The organism is Nonomuraea glycinis, from assembly GCF_014646515.1.
Taxonomy (GTDB): domain Bacteria; phylum Actinomycetota; class Actinomycetes; order Streptosporangiales; family Streptosporangiaceae; genus Nonomuraea; species Nonomuraea glycinis.
On sequence record NZ_BMNK01000018.1, the window covers coordinates 45,241 to 59,949 of the forward strand.

The 14,709-nt window shown below is 73.6% G+C and carries 12 protein-coding genes; 8 read left to right on the forward strand and 4 right to left on the reverse strand.

Annotated features, from left to right (window positions below):
• Positions 1 to 9 precede the first annotated feature (9 nt).
• Positions 10 to 1,311 (reverse strand): FAD-binding oxidoreductase, encoded by a 1,302-nt coding sequence (locus tag IEY87_RS36650; protein WP_189143446.1) that lies wholly within the window; start codon positions 1,309 to 1,311, stop codon positions 10 to 12.
• Between the two features lie 53 nt (positions 1,312 to 1,364).
• On the opposite strand from IEY87_RS36650, the gene IEY87_RS36655 reads away from it, so the two are divergent.
• Positions 1,365 to 4,604: an ATP-binding protein gene (locus tag IEY87_RS36655; protein WP_189143447.1), complete on the forward strand. Its 3,240-nt coding sequence runs from the start codon at positions 1,365 to 1,367 to the stop codon at positions 4,602 to 4,604.
• A 4-nt stretch (positions 4,605 to 4,608) separates the two neighbouring features.
• Positions 4,609 to 5,790, forward strand: coding sequence for a non-homologous end-joining DNA ligase (gene ligD, locus IEY87_RS36660; RefSeq protein WP_189143448.1), 1,182 nt, complete (start codon positions 4,609 to 4,611; stop codon positions 5,788 to 5,790).
• An 8-nt stretch (positions 5,791 to 5,798) separates the two neighbouring features.
• On the opposite strand, the gene IEY87_RS36665 is transcribed toward ligD, so the two are convergent.
• Positions 5,799 to 6,680 carry an SDR family oxidoreductase gene (locus IEY87_RS36665; protein ID WP_189143449.1) on the reverse strand — a complete coding sequence of 294 codons (882 nt, stop codon included), beginning with the start codon at positions 6,678 to 6,680 and terminating at the stop codon, positions 5,799 to 5,801.
• Between the two features lie 86 nt (positions 6,681 to 6,766).
• On the opposite strand from IEY87_RS36665, the gene IEY87_RS36670 reads away from it, so the two are divergent.
• Positions 6,767 to 7,345, forward strand: coding sequence for a TetR/AcrR family transcriptional regulator (locus IEY87_RS36670; RefSeq protein ID WP_189143450.1), 579 nt, complete (start codon positions 6,767 to 6,769; stop codon positions 7,343 to 7,345).
• A 13-nt stretch (positions 7,346 to 7,358) separates the two neighbouring features.
• Here the strand turns inward: IEY87_RS36670 and IEY87_RS36675 are convergent, their stop codons facing one another.
• Positions 7,359 to 8,246 (reverse strand): SDR family oxidoreductase, encoded by an 888-nt coding sequence (locus tag IEY87_RS36675; protein WP_189143451.1) that lies wholly within the window; start codon positions 8,244 to 8,246, stop codon positions 7,359 to 7,361.
• Positions 8,247 to 8,303: 57 nt separating this feature from the next.
• Between IEY87_RS36675 and IEY87_RS36680 the strand changes: the two genes are divergently transcribed.
• Positions 8,304 to 10,070, forward strand: coding sequence for a thiamine pyrophosphate-dependent enzyme (locus tag IEY87_RS36680; protein WP_189143452.1), 1,767 nt, complete (start codon positions 8,304 to 8,306; stop codon positions 10,068 to 10,070).
• 35 nt (positions 10,071 to 10,105) lie between these two features.
• On the opposite strand, the gene IEY87_RS36685 is transcribed toward IEY87_RS36680, so the two are convergent.
• On the reverse strand, positions 10,106 to 10,861 hold the full coding sequence (locus tag IEY87_RS36685; protein ID WP_189143453.1) for an IclR family transcriptional regulator: 756 nt from the start codon (positions 10,859 to 10,861) through the stop codon (positions 10,106 to 10,108).
• A 79-nt stretch (positions 10,862 to 10,940) separates the two neighbouring features.
• Here IEY87_RS36685 and pobA point away from each other — a divergent pair, with 79 nt between their 5' ends.
• The 4 genes from pobA to IEY87_RS36705 all read left to right on the forward strand — a co-directional run bounded on the left by pobA (position 10,941) and on the right by IEY87_RS36705 (position 14,709).
• Positions 10,941 to 12,098 (forward strand): 4-hydroxybenzoate 3-monooxygenase, encoded by a 1,158-nt coding sequence (gene pobA / locus IEY87_RS36690; protein ID WP_189143454.1) that lies wholly within the window; start codon positions 10,941 to 10,943, stop codon positions 12,096 to 12,098.
• Between the two features lie 61 nt (positions 12,099 to 12,159).
• Positions 12,160 to 12,828: a protocatechuate 3,4-dioxygenase subunit beta gene (gene pcaH, locus IEY87_RS36695; RefSeq protein ID WP_189143455.1), complete on the forward strand. Its 669-nt coding sequence runs from the start codon at positions 12,160 to 12,162 to the stop codon at positions 12,826 to 12,828.
• On the forward strand, positions 12,825 to 13,313 hold the full coding sequence (locus IEY87_RS36700; protein WP_189143456.1) for a dioxygenase family protein: 489 nt from the start codon (positions 12,825 to 12,827) through the stop codon (positions 13,311 to 13,313). Before pcaH ends, IEY87_RS36700 begins: the two co-directional genes overlap by 4 nt.
• Positions 13,303 to 14,709, forward strand: a complete 1,407-nt coding sequence (locus IEY87_RS36705) for a lyase family protein (protein ID WP_225277602.1) — start codon at positions 13,303 to 13,305, stop codon at positions 14,707 to 14,709. The genes IEY87_RS36700 and IEY87_RS36705 overlap by 11 nt, the downstream gene beginning before the upstream one ends.

The following is a 14,709-nucleotide window of genomic DNA, read 5'->3' on the forward strand; positions in this document are numbered from 1 at the left end:
GGGTTGGAGCTAGAGGACCGGGAAGTTCGCCCTGATCACACCCCGCGGGTCGCGGGCGCGCTTGAGGTCGCGCAGCCTGTCGAGGGTCTCGCGGGGGAAGGCGGACGCGGCGTGCTCGCCGTCATGCAGCATCGTGTACGGCTTGCGTCCGGTCGTGTGCGGCACCAGGGCCTTCGACAGGCCTTCGATCCGGTCGGCCGTGTCCTGGGACGGCAGGCCGAGCAGGTAGACCAGGTACGGCTCGTCCAGGTGACCGGCCGCGCCGCCGCCCGGGACGGGCCTGGACAGGGCGCCGCCCAGGTGCCTGATCTGCACGCTGACCAGCGGGTCGATCGGGTCGGCCAGCAGCACCTCGGCCACCGCGTCGTCCAGGCTCGTCAGCAGGTACGCGCTGCTCATGCTGGGGAGCGGGTCGGTCGGTTCGGCGCAGATGCCGCCCAGCTCGGCCACCGGCAGCAGGCCACGGCCGTCGCTGATCGCGCCGCCGATCCGGTCGAACGGGCTCAGCAGGTCGCCCGGGTGCTCGCCCAGGAAGGTGCAGTCCACCGTGACGAAGCCCGGCCCGCCGGGGAGCTTCAGCAGGTCGTACCAGACGGTCAGCTCGTCCGGAGCCGTCGCGGTGACCTCGCGGTAGGCGGCCAGCACCTCCGGCGCCCGCTCCACCGGCCACATGATCCGCCCGCCGTACAGGAAGGGTGCCGGACGCAGGGCGAACTCCAGCGCCGTCACCACGGCGAAGTCGCCGCCGCCACCGCGCAGCGCCCAGAACAGCTCCGGGTCGGTCTCCGCCGTCACCCTGATCTTCGCGCCGCCGGCGTCGACCGCGTCGAAGGCCAGCACGCTGTCGGCGGCGATCCCGTAGGCCCTGCTGAACCAGCTCAGCCCGCCGCCCAGCGTGTATCCCGTCACGCCCACGACGGGGGAGCTGCCCGCCAGGCCCGTCAGTCCGAGCGGGCTCGCCGCGGCCAGCACCTGGCCCCACTGAGCGCCCGCCCCGACCCGCGCCACACCATCCGGGCCGGCCTCCGCCGATCCGCCGATGATCTCCACGCTGTTCAGCCGGTGGGTGCGCAGCAGGATCGTGCCGTCGGCCGAGCCGCTGGCGGAGTGGCCGGTGGGCTGGGTCGTCACCGCCAGGCCGTGCAGGGCGGCATAGCTGACCGTGGCGGCCACGTCCTCGGCGTCCGCCGCCTCGACGACCGCCACGACCTTCTGCGCGACCGCCAGGTTCCACGGTCGGCTCGCCTCGGCGAAGCCGGGGTCGCCGGCGGCCCAGATCGTGCCCTTGATCGTGTTCTTCAGTTCGTTCATGGGGATGACTGTGCATGTAACGGTTTGAGAGTGGCTTGAGGTTGACTTGGGGCGTGGAGCTTCGACTGTTCGGCCCGCTTGAGGTGTACGACGCCGACGGCGTCAGGCTCGATCCCGGCACGCGTAAGCAGCGGGCCGTGCTGGCCATGCTCGCCCTGCGGCCGGGCCGGGCCGTCTCGCTCGACCGGCTCATCGAGGAGCTGTGGGCGGGGGAGGCCCCGGCCAAGGTCACCGCGACGCTCCAGGCGTACATCTCGCACCTGCGGCGGGTGCTGGAGCCGGACCGCAAGCCGCGCACCCCGCCCGCGCTGCTCCTCACCCGCGAGCCCGGCTACCTGCTCGACATCACGCCCGCCCAGACGGACCTGGGCCGGTTCGCCGCCTGGAGCGCCGACGGCGGCCGCCTGATCCGGTCCGGCAGGCACGCCGAGGCCGCGGCGGTGCTCGATCGGGCGCTGGCGCTGTGGCGGGGGGAGCCGCTGGCGGAGTTCGCCGGCCTGGCCTTCGCCCGCGCCGAGTCCGCCCGGCTGGCCGAGCTGCGGTCGGGCGCGCTGGAAGATCGGCTGGAGGCCCGGCTGGGCCTGGGCGAGGCCGGCATCCCCGACCTTGAGGCGCTGGCCGAGGCCAATCCCTACCGGGAGCGCGCCTGGGGCCTGCTGGTGCTCGGCCTCTACCGGGCCGGGCGGCAGGCCGAGGCGCTGGCCGCCCTGCGCCGGGTGCGTGCCCTGCTGGCCGGCGAGCTCGGCATCGAGCCGGGTCCCGAGCTGAAGCGCCTGGAACAGGCCGTCTTCGGCCAGGCCCCGGAGCTGGAGGCCCGCCCTCACCCCCCGATCTACGCCGCCCCCGGCTCACCGAGCACCCTCCCGCCCGTTCCCGCAGGTCCGGGTGACGCGGTGATCTCGCAAAGTCCGGTCGAGGGCGTCGGTGGGCGGCTGGTGGGGCGGGACGGGGAGGTGCGGGCGGTCGAGGAGCGGCTGGCGGAGGCGCGGGCCGGCCGGGGCGGGCTGGTGGTCATCACCGGCGAGGCGGGGATCGGCAAGACCAGCCTGGCCAGGGCCGTCGCCGAGCTGGCCGGGGCGCGCGGGTTCCGGGTGGCGTGGGGGCGCTGCCTGGACGGGGGCTCGGCGCCGGCGTTCTGGCCGTGGACGCGGGCGGGCGTGCTCCCGGCGCGGGCGCACGCCGAGCTGTTCGACCTGTACGACGACGTGCTCGCGCACCTGCGCGCCGGGCCGAACCTGCTGGTGCTGGAGGACCTGCACTGGGCCGACGCCTCCTCGCTGAAGCTGCTCGGTCATGTCGCCGGCGAGCTGGCCCGTACCTCCACGCTGGTCCTCGCCACGCTCAGGCCCGAGCCGGGCGAGCACCCGGAGCAGCTGCGCGAGACGCTCGGCGCGCTGGCCAGGGAGGGTCTGCGGATGCCGCTGGCCCCGTTCGACGCCGAGGACGTGCGCCACTACCTGCGCCTGCGCGACGTGCGGGCTGACCCGCTGGCCCTGCTGGACCGCTCGGGCGGTAACCCGTTCTACCTCACCGAGCTGCTCCGCCTGCCGGAGAGCGAACGCGATCTGGTCCCACCGGGCGCCCGCGACGTCATCGACCGCCGCCTGGCCAGGCTCCCCGGACCCACCAGGGAGCTGCTCAGGGCGGCGGCCGTGGCCGGCCGCGAGGTGGACCTGGAGCTGCTGTCCGCGCTGGCCGAACGGCCGGTCGAGGAGGTCATGTCGCTGCTGGAGCCCGCCCTGGCGACCGGGCTGATCACCGAGGCGGCCGGCTACCGCTTCTCCCACGACCTGGTACGCCAGGCGCTCGACACCGGCCTGGACCGGCTGGCCCGCGCACGGTTGCACCTCAGGGCGGGCGACCATCTGCACCAGGTCCCCGGCGCGGACCCCGCCCTGCTCGCGGGCCACTACGCCGCCGCGGCGCCGCTGGGCGGCTCGGCCAGGGCCGTCGAGCACGCGACCGAGGCCGCCCGCCGGGCCACCGCCGGGCACGGCTACCAGGAGGCCGTCGAGCTGTGGGAGCTGGCGCTCGCCCACCTGCCGGCCGGCGACTCGCCCGCCCGCTGCCGCGCCCTGACCGAGCTCGGGCAGGCACGCCGCGACGCCGGGGACGCAGAGGGCGCGCTGCGCGACCTGAGCGAGGCGGTCGCCCAGGCCCGCCGGCTCGGCGACCGGCAGGCGCTGGTGGCGGCGGTGTCGGTGTTCGGCGGCCCGGCGGTGTGGAACTGGCGGCCGTACGGGGTCGTGGACGAGGAGATGGTGGCGGTTCTGGAGGAGCTGCTGGCGGGCCCGCTCGCCGACCACGACAGGGCGACGCTACTGGGCACGCTGGGCGTCGAGCTGTACTACGGCCCGCGCCGGGCCGAGGGCGAGCGCCTCGCCGCCGAGGCGGTCGAGTTGGCCCGCGCCCTGCATGATCCGGCCCTGCTCGCCAGGACCCTGAACAACCACCTGCTCGCCTCCTTCGTCCCCGGCCGCAACCCGCAGCGGCTGCGCGCGGCCGAAGAGATGCGCGAGATCTCCCCCCTGAACAGGCAGGCCCGCCTGATCGCCGGGATCTTCCGGATGTCCTGCCTGCTGCGCGCCGGTGAGCTCGCCGAGTGGGAGCGGGAGCTGGCCCGCTGCGACGAGTTGGTCCGGCGGCTGCGCCGGCCGGAGCTGGAGGCCATGGTCAGGGTGGCGGAGACGGCCGGGCACACCCTGCACGCGCGCTGGCCGGAGGTGGAGTCCCTGCTGGAGCGTTTCCCCGGCCCGAGGTACGGCGCGAGCCTGTGGGGACTGGACGCCCGCCGCCTGACCGGCCTGTACACCTGCAGGCGCGGCCAGGGCAGGGTGGCCGAGATCCTGGACGAGCTCGTCGCCGCGGCCGACCGCCCGCTGCTCACGCCGCTCCGCCCGCTCGCCGTGCTGGCCGCGCTCGACACCGGCCAGGAGGACCTGGCCAGGCACCTGCTCGCCCGGTGGGGCGCCGACCTGCGCGAGGACTGGTCCGCCGACTTCCTGTGGCCCGTCTGGGGGCTCATCGCCGCCCGGCTCGGCACGCCGGATCCCGAGGATCTGTACGCACGGCTGCGGCCGATCGCGGACCAGCTCATCGTGATGGGCTCCGGCAGCGTCGGCTGGGGCTCGGTCAGGGACGTGCTGGCCCGGCTCGCGTTCCGGCTCGGCCGTACGGACGAGGCCCGTACGCACGCGCGGGCGGCGATCGACGCGCACCACCGCCTGGGCCTGGACCACTGGGAGGCCCGCAGCCGTGAGCTGTGGGAATGTCAGAGCCGCCACGTATCGTGATCTCATGCCTGACATCGAGGTGGCCGGGCGCGACGTGCGCATCACCAACCCGGACAAGGTGGTCTTCCCGCGGGGCGGCCACACCAAGCTCGACCTGATCCGCTACTACCAGGCGGTCGGCGAGGCCGCGCTGCGCGGCGTCCACGGGCGGCCGATGGTGCTCAAGCGGTTCGTGCACGGCATCGAGGAGGAGCCGTTCTTCCAGAAGCGCGCCCCGGCCAAGCGGCCCCCCTGGATCGAGGTGGCCGAGCTGCGCTACCGCTCGGGCCTCGGCGCCGAGGAGGTCGTCTGCACGGACCTGGCGCAGCTCGTCTGGGTGGTCAACCTGGGCTGCGTCGACCTCAACCCGCACCCGGTGCGCGCCGACGACCTCGCCAACCCCGACGAGCTGCGCATCGACCTGGACCCGGTGCCGGGCGTCGCGTACGCCGACGTGCTGCGCACCGCGCAGGTGGTGCGGGAGGTGCTCGGCGACCACGGGCTGACCGCGTGGCCCAAGACGTCGGGCTCGCGGGGGTTTCACGTCTACGCCAGGATCGATCGCCTCTGGCCCTACGCCCAGGTGCGCAAGGCGGCCGAGACGGTGGCGCGCGAGGTCGAGCGGCGCGCTCCCGATCTGGCCACCAGCCGGTGGTGGAAGGAGGAGCGGCACGGCGTCTTCGTCGACTTCAACCAGAACGCCTACGATCGCACCGTCGCCTCCGCCTACTCCGTGCGCGCCCTCCCCGACGCCCGCGTGTCCACGCCGCTCACCTGGGACGAGGTGCCCGGCTGCCGGCCGGAGAGCTTCACGCTCGACACCGTGCCGCACCGGCTGCGGGAGATCGGCGACCCGTGGCAGGACATGGATCTGCACCCCGGCTCCCTCGACGGCCTGCTGGAGCTGGCCGACGAGCTCGGCCCCGCGCCCAAGCCGCCCAAGGGCAGCGGCCGCAGACAGCAGACCAGGCCCGTCATCGAGATCGCCAAGGCCCAGCACAAGGACGAGGCGATGGCCGGCCTCGAGCGCTGGAAGGCCCGCCACCCGGAGGCGGCCGCCCTGCTGGAGCCTGCCGACGTGCTGGTGGACGGCATGCGCGGGCGCAGCAGCCTGTGGTATCGGATCCGGGTCAACCTGGAGCACGTCCCCGCGACGCAACGCCCGCCCCAGGAGCCGCTGGAGATCGACTACGACCCCTGGACCTAGCGAGCCGGTCAGGGCCGGAGGTTCTCCAGGTCCTCCAGCAGGCTCGGGTGCTTCGGCTCCCAGCCGAGCGTCTGCCGGGTGTAGGCGCTGGACGAGGGCTGGTCGCTCGAGAAGAGCGCGCCGAGCGGGCCGTAGGTCTCCGCCGGCACCGACTCGACCGGCAGGCCGAGCCGCCGGCCGATGACCGCGGCGATGTCACGCACCTGGTCCCCCTCGTCGTCCACGGCGTGCCAGGCCGTACCTGCCGGCGCCTGCTCCAGGGCGAGCCGGAAGAGGACCGCCGCGTCGAGCGCGTGCACGGCCGGCCAGCGCTGGGTGCCGTCGCCCGGGTAGCCGGACAGGCCGGTCTGGCGGGCGATGGCGGTCAGAATACCGGCGAACCCGCCCTCGCCCTCGTTGTGCACCGTGCGCGGCAAGCGTACGGCGCTGCTCCGGACCTCGCGCGCGGCCAGCGCCAGGACCGCCTTGACCGCGCGACCGCGACCACCGACCGGCCCGTCGGTGATCAGCGGGTCGGCCTCGGTGGAGACGCGGCCCGGCGCGGCGGGTGTCCCCGAGGCGACGACGAAGGGGTGGGCGGTGCCGACGAGTGCCTGGCCGAGGGTCTCGAGGGCGGCGGTTTCCTCCGCGACCGCGTTCGCGAGGGCCTCCGGGCTGCTGAAGTCGTTGGCGAAGGCCAGGTGGATCACTCCGTCGGCCTGAGCGGCGCCGGCGCGGAGGACGTCCAGATCGGCGAGACCGCCGCGGAGCGCTTCGGCGCCGGCCGCCTCGGCGGCCTGCGCGGAGGCGTCGGAGCGGGCGAGCGCGAGGACGGTGTGGCCGTTGCCGAGCAGTTCGGCGACGACGGCGGAGCCGATCAGGCCGGTGCCACCGGTGACGAAGACGCGCATGGAACTCTCCCGTAAGTGATGGGACTCTTGTCTCATCACTCTAACAGGGTGATGGGACAAGAGTCCCATCACGTTAGGATGGGCCCATGGCTCGATGGGAACCAGGCGCGCGCGAACGCCTTGTCGTGGCTGCCGTCGACCTGTTCACCGAGCAGGGCTACGACGCCACCACGGTCGCGCAGATCGCCGAGCGCGCCGGAGTCACCAAGAGCACCTTCTTCCGGCACTTCCCCGACAAGCGCGAGCTGCTGGTGGCCGGCCAGGAGGCGCTGAGCCGGCTGCTGGCCGAGGGGATCGCCGAGGCGCCTGACGACGCCAGCCCGCTCGAAGCGGTCGCCGCCGGTCTCGAGCGTGCCTCCACCGCGATGGGCGCCATGAGTCGCCGGCTCGCCCCTCGCCTGAAGGCGGCCGTCGCCGCCAGTGCCGAGCTGCAGGAGCGTGACGCGCTCAAGAGCGTCAGCCTCGCGGCCGCGATGACCACCGCGCTGGTCGCCCGCGGCGTGCCCGACCCGACCGCGGCTCTCGCGGGCGAGCTGGGCGTCCTCGCCTTCAAACGGGGGTACGCGAAATGGTCCGAGAGCGACCGTGACGTCAAGGACGAGCTCGCCGGCTACGCCTTAGCGGCCCTGGACGAGCTGCGCGCGGCAAGCGCGTCACTGGGCTGACCACTCCAGGCGGTTACTTCCTTGTCTGTCGCTGGTAGCCCTCGTCGCCGCCGTAGACCCGTAGGTCGGGGTCGCCCTCCGGCTGGTTGGCCGGGCTGGTCGGTGAGGCCGTGTGCTCCACGGCGAAGTCGTCGGACAGGGGCATCGGCGGGCACAGGTAGTCGGCCCAGGAGATCCGGCCCAGGGGAGTGGCGTCGGTGGTGAGCGCGCCCGCTCGCTGCGCGGCGATCAGCTTGCCCGGGTAGCGCACGCGTACGCACAGGCGGCGCGACCGGTGGGCCCGTAGCCAGGTGCGGACCAGCTCGTCGGTGCCGAGCACCTGGGGCCCGCCGAACTCCAGCGTCTCGCCCCGCGGGCCGTCGGCGAGCAGCCCGCCCAGGCGCGCGGCCACCTCGGCGGTGTCGATCGGCTGCCAGGGGACCGAGGGGTCCACCGGGATTGCGGGCAGGCCGGCCAGCCTGCGCAGCAGCCGGTCCAGCCACTGGTGGTAGTGGGTGGTGCGGAGCACGGTGTGGCCGAGGCCGCTGCCCCTGATCACGCGCTCGGCCTCGAACTTGTGCCGCGGCAGCCCGGTGGGCACCCGGTCGGCGCCGACCGGCGAGACGTACAGCAGGTGAGACACCCGCGCCTCGCGGGCGGCCGAGACGAGGGTCAGGGTGCCCGCGACGTCCATGCGCTCGGACCCTCTGCGAGCCTGGGTGGCCAGGTGCACGATCGCGTCGCAGTCGCGGGCCGCCTGCCTGACGCCGTTGCCGGAGGCCAGGTCGCCCCGCACCCAGGTCACGTCGGTCCCTTCCCGCTCGCGGCGGCTCATCGCCCGGACCTGGTGCCCCCGCCTGACCAGAGCGGGCACCACGGCCCTGCCCAGCGTGCCGGTCGCCCCCGTAACCAAAATGCGCATAACGGGCACATACCCGGTAAACGCCTGTCCGTGCATCTGCGGGGTAGGGCGCTGCACATGGCTCGAATCGCAGCGGAATCCCTGGTGGAACGGCTCGCCGAGTGGGACGTCGACACCGTCTTCGGCATGCCCGGCGACGGCATCAACGGCATCATGGAGGGCCTGCGCCGCCATCGCGACCGGGTGCGCTTCGTCCTGGTGCACCACGAGGAGGCCGCCGCCTTCATGGCCACCGGCTACGCCAAGGCGACCGGCCGGATCGGCGTCTGCCTGGCGACCTCGGGGCCCGGCGGCATCCACCTGCTCAACGGGCTCTACGACGCCAAGCTGGACCACGCGCCCGTGCTGGCCATCACCGGCATGCAGGAGACGTCCGTGCTCGGCACCGCCTACCAGCAGGAGGTCCACCTGGACCGGCTGTTCGAGGACGTCGCCGAGTACAACATGATGATCAGCAACCCGGCGCAGCTCCCGTCGCTGGTGGACGTGGCGATCAGGACCGCCTACGCGCGGCGCGGGGTCGCCCATCTCACGATCCCCAACGACGTGCAGGTCGCCGACGCGGGCGCCGAGCCGTACCAGAGCCTCGGTCCGGTCAGGCCGCCGCGGACCGCGCCCGTCTACCTGCGGGGATCCGGCCTGCCGCGCCCGGAGGACCTGGAGTGGGCGGCCGAGGTGCTCAACGGGGCCGCCCGCCCGGCCATGCTGGTCGGCGCGGGGGCGCTGCACGCCAGGGACGAGGTGCTGGCCGTGGCGGAGGCGCTGGGCGCGCCCGTGGTCAAGACGCTGCCCGGCAAGGCGGTCATCCCCGACGACTCGCCGTACACGACGGGCGGCATCGGCCTGCTCGGCACGCTGCCCAGCGAGGAGTTGATGGAAGAGGCCGACGTGCTCCTCATGGTGGGGACGAACTTCCCCTACACCAAATACCTGCCCGAGCCGGGCAAGGCGCGGGTGGTGCAGTTCGAGGCGGACCCGGCCAGGGCGGGCACCAGGATCGCGACGGACGTGCCGGTGGTGTGCGACGCCAAGGAGGGGCTGCGCGAGCTGCTGCCGCTGCTCACCCCCCGGAACGGCAACGCCCATCTGGCGAAATATCAGGAAAAGATGGTGAAGTGGCGGGGCGACATGGACACGCTGGAGAACGCCGAGCGCGACCCCATCGCCCCGCAGTACGCCGTGTCCGTCCTCGACGAACTGGCCGCCGGCGACGCCATTCTGACCTGCGACAGCGGCACCATCGCCACCTGGGCGGCCAGGCACTGGACGATCCGCGACGAGCGCGAGTTCTACCTGTCCGGCACCCTGGCCTCGATGGCGCCCGGCCTGCCGTACGCCATCGCCATGCAGCACGCCCACCCCGGCCGGCAGGTCATCGCCTACGTCGGCGACGGCGGCTTCGCCATGCTCATGGCCGAGTTCCTCACCGCCGCCCAGCACCGGCTGCCGGTCAAGGTCATCGTCAACAACAACAACTCGCTCGGCCAGATTCTTTGGGAGCAGATGGTCCTCGGCTACCCCGAGCACGGCGTCCGCTACCCCGAGCCGGAGGCCGACTTCTCCACCTGGGCCCGCGCCTGCGGCGGTTTCGGCGCCAAGGTCGGCAAGGCCGCCGACCTGGCACCGGCGATCAGCCAGGCGCTCGCTCACGACGGCCCGGCCCTGGTGGACGTGGACGTGAACCCGAACGAGCCGCCCATGCCCGGCAAGGTCTCCTACGAACAGGCCAAGAACTTCGCCCAGGCCTTCCTCAGAGGCCAGCCGCACAAGGCGGCCATCGCCACCACCCTGTGGAAGGACCGCATCCAGCGACTGGGCGACTAGACCACCGGTGACCGGGCGCGGGCGATCCCCACCGTCTAGGCCGCCTGTGACCAGGCGCGGGCGATTCCGGCTGTCGCGCTGAGCAGCGGCTCCACCAGGCGGGGCAGCTCCCGCGAGCGCCGGGCGGACAGCACGATGCCCAGGGCCGCGATGGCCCGCCCCGCCACCAGGACGGGCGCCGCCGCCGAGCACGAGCCCAGCGACATCTCCTCGAACGTCAGCGCGTAGCCCTGCGCCCGGACCGTCGCCAGCTCCCGCGCCAGCCGGCCCCGCTCGGTGATCGTGTGCGAGGTGGGCCGCTCCAGCCGGCGCTCCAGATAGGCCCGGACGAACCAGTCAGGCTCGTACGCCAGCAGCGCCTTGCCCACCCCCGTGGGGTGCATGGGCAGCCGGGACCCCGTTCTGGAGACGATCGGCACCGCCCGCTTGCCGTACACCTTGTCCACGTACAGCACCTCCAGGCCGTCGCGGACGGCCAGGTGCACGTTCTCGCCGGTGTTGCCGAACAGCTCCTGCAGCCACGGGTGCGCCACGTCGTACAGCGGGTCCGGCGCGAGCCGGCCGAGCTCCCACAGCCGTAACCCCACCTGGAACCGTCCGTCCGGGGTGCGGCTGAGCGCCTGCCAGCGCTCCAGCTCGCCGACCAGCCGGTGCGTCGTCGTCAGCGGCAGCCCGCTGCGGGTGGCCAACTCGGTGAGGGAGAGCCGCGGATGCGCCGCGTCGAACGCGCCCAGCAGGGCGAGCACCTTGGACGTGACCGTACGACCCGGCTCGCGGGATCTCCCTGACATGGGTCCATCGTGCAATATTCTTCCACTCAGTGGAAGCGACCTGTCGGCTCATCCACCGCCGAAGCAGGATGCTTCCCATATGCGGACTCAAGTAGGGATCATCGGCGCCGGGCCTGCCGGCCTGCTCCTGTCGCACCTGCTCCACCTGCGCGGCATCTCCTCGGTGGTCCTGGAGAAACGCAGCCGTGACTACGTCGAGCGGCGGGTGCGAGCCGGGGTGCTGGAGCAGGGCACGGTCGACACGCTCATCGCGGCCGGCGTCGGCGAGCGCCTGCTCCGCGAAGGGCTGCCGCACCACGGCATCGAGCTCAGGTACGACGGCGAACGGCACCGCATCGCCTTCGAAAAGCTCGTGCCCGGCAGAGCCATCACCGTGTACGGCCAGCAAGAGGTGGTCAAGGACCTCATCGCCGCCAGGCTGGAGGCGGGCGGCGACATCCGCTTCGAGGTCGAGGACGTGGCGGCGCACTCCCTGGCGGACCGGCCGTACCTGACCTTCGGCGGTGAGCGGCTCGACTGCGACGTGATCGCCGGCTGCGACGGGTTCCACGGCGTGTCCCGGCCGGCCGTCCCGCCGGGCGTGCTGCAGACCTACGAGCGCGACTACCCGTTCGCCTGGCTGGGCATCCTGGCCGAGGCGACGCCGTCGTCGGACGAACTCATCTATGCCCGGACCGAGCGCGGCTTCGCCCTGCACAGCATGCGCTCGCCCACGATCAGCCGCTTCTATCTGCAGGTGCCGCCGGACACCGACGCGGCCGATTGGCCCGACGAGCGCGTCTGGGCCGAGCTGAGGACGCGCCTGGAGACCGTGCCCGGATTCACGCTGACCACCGGCGAGATCATCGAGAAGAGCGTCACGCCGATGCGCGGCTTCGTCACCGAGCCCATGCAGTACGGCCGGCTCTACCTGGCCGGCGACGCCGCGCACATCGTGCCGCCCACCGGCGCCAAGGGGCTGAACCTGGCCGTCGCCGACGTCCGGGTGCTCACCGAGGCACTGACCGCGTTCTTCCACGACGGCAGCACCGGCGCGCTCGACGGCTACTCGGCCGCCTGCCTGAAACGGGTGTGGCGGGCGCAGCACTTCTCCTGGTGGATGACCACGCTGCTGCACACCTTCGACTCCGACGACGCCTACGGGCGGCGGCTACAGCTGTCCCACCTGGACTATGTGACCTCCTCCGAGGCGGCGGCGACCACACTGGCGGAGAACTACGTAGGACTCCCCTGGTGAGCCGTAGGCAAGCGACCCCGCAACCGCGTATGCAAGCGACCCCCGCAACTGAAGGAACGCGATGACCCATCCGCCCTATCTGAGCCCAGGCTACGGCAGCACCGTCCTGCGCGCCCCCTCCCAGCCGCCGGTGGCGTTCAAGGCCGACCCGGACGCGATCGAGCTGACCAGCCCCGTCTTCGGCCACCAGGAGGTCGGCGCGCTCGACGCCGACCTGACCAGGCAGCACGACGGCGAGCCGATCGGCGAGCGCATCATCGTGACCGGCCGCGTCCTCGACGCGGGCGGGCGTCCCGTCCGCGACAGCCTGATCGAGCTGTGGCAGGCCAACTCCGCCGGCCGGTACGCCCACGCCGGCGACCAGCATCCAGCCCCGCTCGACCCCAACTTCACCGGCGGCGGCCGCTGCCTCACCGACGCGGACGGCCGCTACCGGTTCGTCACCATCAAGCCCGGCGCCTACCCGTGGCGCAACCACCCCAACGCCTGGCGCCCCGCCCACCTGCACTTCTCGGTGTTCGGCCAGGCGTTCACGCAGCGGCTCATCACCCAGATGTACTTCCCCGGGGACCCGCTGATGGCGCTCGACCCGATCTATCAGTCGATCCCCGACGAGTCGGCCAGGCAGCGCCTCATCTCCTCCTACGCCCACGACGTCACCGAGCCCGAGTGGGCGCTCGGCTACACCTTCGACATCGTGCTCGGCCGGACCCCGGTGGAGCCCTCATGACGACCCCCTCGCAGACGATCGGCCCGTTCTACTCCCACGCGCTGCCCTACCCGCACGACTGGGAGCTCGTCCCCGGCACCCACCCCGAGGCGATCACGCTGTCGGGCACCGTCCGGGACGGCGCGGGCGAGCCCGTGCCCGACGCGCTCCTGGAGATCTGGCTCGGCGACACCGGCGACCGGGGCGCCCTGCTCCGCGGCGACGGCCAGGTGTCCGGCTTCGGCCGCTGCGCCACCCGGCCCGACGGCGGCTACCGTTTCCGGCTGGCGCGGCCGGCCGGGCCGTACCTGTCGATGCAGGTCTTCGCGCGCGGCCTGCTGCGGTCGGTCCTCACCCGCGTGTACCTGGAGGACCGGCCAGATCCCTTCCTGGACGGCCTCGACCCCGACCGCCGCGCCACCCTCATCGCGACCGGGCCGGCCGGTGACCACCGGTTCGACGTACGGCTCCAGGGCGAGGGCGAGACGGTCTTCCTTGATTTTTGACGCGACTTCTGACGCGGGCCCGCCGTCCTGCTCGGACGGCGGGTTGCTGGCGCCGGTGCGGGCGGGCACCCGGGTGGAGGCGCTCACGTCGGATCGGGCGTGGGTGCGGGCCATGCTGGACGCCGAGGCGGCGCTCGCCCGTGCCCAGGCTCGCGCCGGCCTGATCTCCGGCGAGGCGGCGGCCTTGATCGACCGTACGGCGGCGGCGCTCACGGTGGACGCCGCCGACCTCGCCCGCCGCTCCCGCCAGTCGGCGGGTCCGGTCGTGCCCCTGGTCACCGACCTGCGCGCGGCCGTGTCCCGGGCCGGCGGCGAGGACGTGGCCCGCCTGGTCCATCTGGGGGCCACCACCCAGGACATCCTGGACACCGCCGCCATGCTGGTCGCCACCCGGGCGGTCGCCGTCATCACCGCCGACCTGGACGCCGCCCTGGCCCTCGTGGCCGACCTGGCCCAGCGTCACCGCACCACCGTGATGGCCGCCCGGACCCTCGGGCAGCACGCGGTGCCGACGACCTTCGGCCTCAAGGCGGCCGGCTGGCTCACCGGCCTCCTGCGCACCCGCGACCGCCTGCGCGCCCTGCCCCTCCCCGCCCAACTCGGCGGCGCCGCAGGCACCCTCGCCGCCCTGGTCGAAGCCACCCGCAGCGAGGCCGCCCGCAGCGAGGCCGCCCGCGAGGCCGCCCGCGGGGAGGCAGTCCGCGGGGAGGCCGCTGGTGATGCGTCGCTGCGGGTGCTGGCGCTGGTCGGGGTCTATGCCGAGGAGCTCGGGCTGGCGATGCCGCTGGCGCCCTGGCACGCGGAGCGGTCGGTGATCGGCGAGCTCGGGGCCGCGCTGTCCGGTACGGCGAGAGCCCTCGGCAAGCCGGCGACGGACGTGATCCTCATGGCCCAGACCGAGGTCGGCGAGGTCGCCGAGTCCTCGCAGGGCGGCTCCTCCGCCATGCCGCACAAACGCAATCCCGCCCTGTCGGTGCTGATCCGCTCGGCCTCGTTCCAGGTGCCCGCGTACGCGCAGGCGCTGGCCCAGGTGGGGGAGCACGAGCGGGCGGCGGGGGCCTGGCAGGCGGAGTGGGCGCCGTTGCGCGAGTGTCTCAGGCTGACCGGGGGCGCCGCCGAGACGGCCGTGGAGCTGGTCGGCGGGCTGCGGGTCTTCCCCGACAGGATGCGCGCCAACGTGGAGCTCACCGGCGGTCGCACGGTCTCCGAACGGCTCGCCGCCCACCTGGACAGGGACGACCTGCGCGCGATCCTGGACCGTGACGGCCCGCTCGACGTCCCACCGGACGCGCTGGACCAGGACGCCCCACAGGACCTGCTGGACCCGGCCGGCTACCTGGGCGCCGCCCCGGAGCTGGTCGACCGGATTCTCGCCGCCTACCGGGCGCGATCGTGA

What these genes read in the sequence shown, in the direction of transcription:
- IEY87_RS36650 (WP_189143446.1), bottom strand. Translation starts at nt 1,311, where the DNA reads ATGAACGAACTGAAGAACACGATCAAGGGCACGATCTGGGCCGCCGGC.
- ligD (WP_189143448.1), top strand. Translation starts at nt 4,609, where the DNA reads ATGCCTGACATCGAGGTGGCCGGGCGCGACGTGCGCATCACCAACCCG.
- IEY87_RS36665 (WP_189143449.1), bottom strand. Translation starts at nt 6,680, where the DNA reads ATGCGCGTCTTCGTCACCGGTGGCACCGGCCTGATCGGCTCCGCCGTC.
- IEY87_RS36670 (WP_189143450.1), top strand. Translation starts at nt 6,767, where the DNA reads ATGGCTCGATGGGAACCAGGCGCGCGCGAACGCCTTGTCGTGGCTGCC.
- IEY87_RS36675 (WP_189143451.1), bottom strand. Translation starts at nt 8,246, where the DNA reads ATGCGCATTTTGGTTACGGGGGCGACCGGCACGCTGGGCAGGGCCGTG.
- IEY87_RS36680 (WP_189143452.1), top strand. Translation starts at nt 8,304, where the DNA reads ATGGCTCGAATCGCAGCGGAATCCCTGGTGGAACGGCTCGCCGAGTGG.
- IEY87_RS36685 (WP_189143453.1), bottom strand. Translation starts at nt 10,861, where the DNA reads ATGTCAGGGAGATCCCGCGAGCCGGGTCGTACGGTCACGTCCAAGGTG.
- pobA (WP_189143454.1), top strand. Translation starts at nt 10,941, where the DNA reads ATGCGGACTCAAGTAGGGATCATCGGCGCCGGGCCTGCCGGCCTGCTC.
- pcaH (WP_189143455.1), top strand. Translation starts at nt 12,160, where the DNA reads ATGACCCATCCGCCCTATCTGAGCCCAGGCTACGGCAGCACCGTCCTG.
- IEY87_RS36700 (WP_189143456.1), top strand. Translation starts at nt 12,825, where the DNA reads ATGACGACCCCCTCGCAGACGATCGGCCCGTTCTACTCCCACGCGCTG.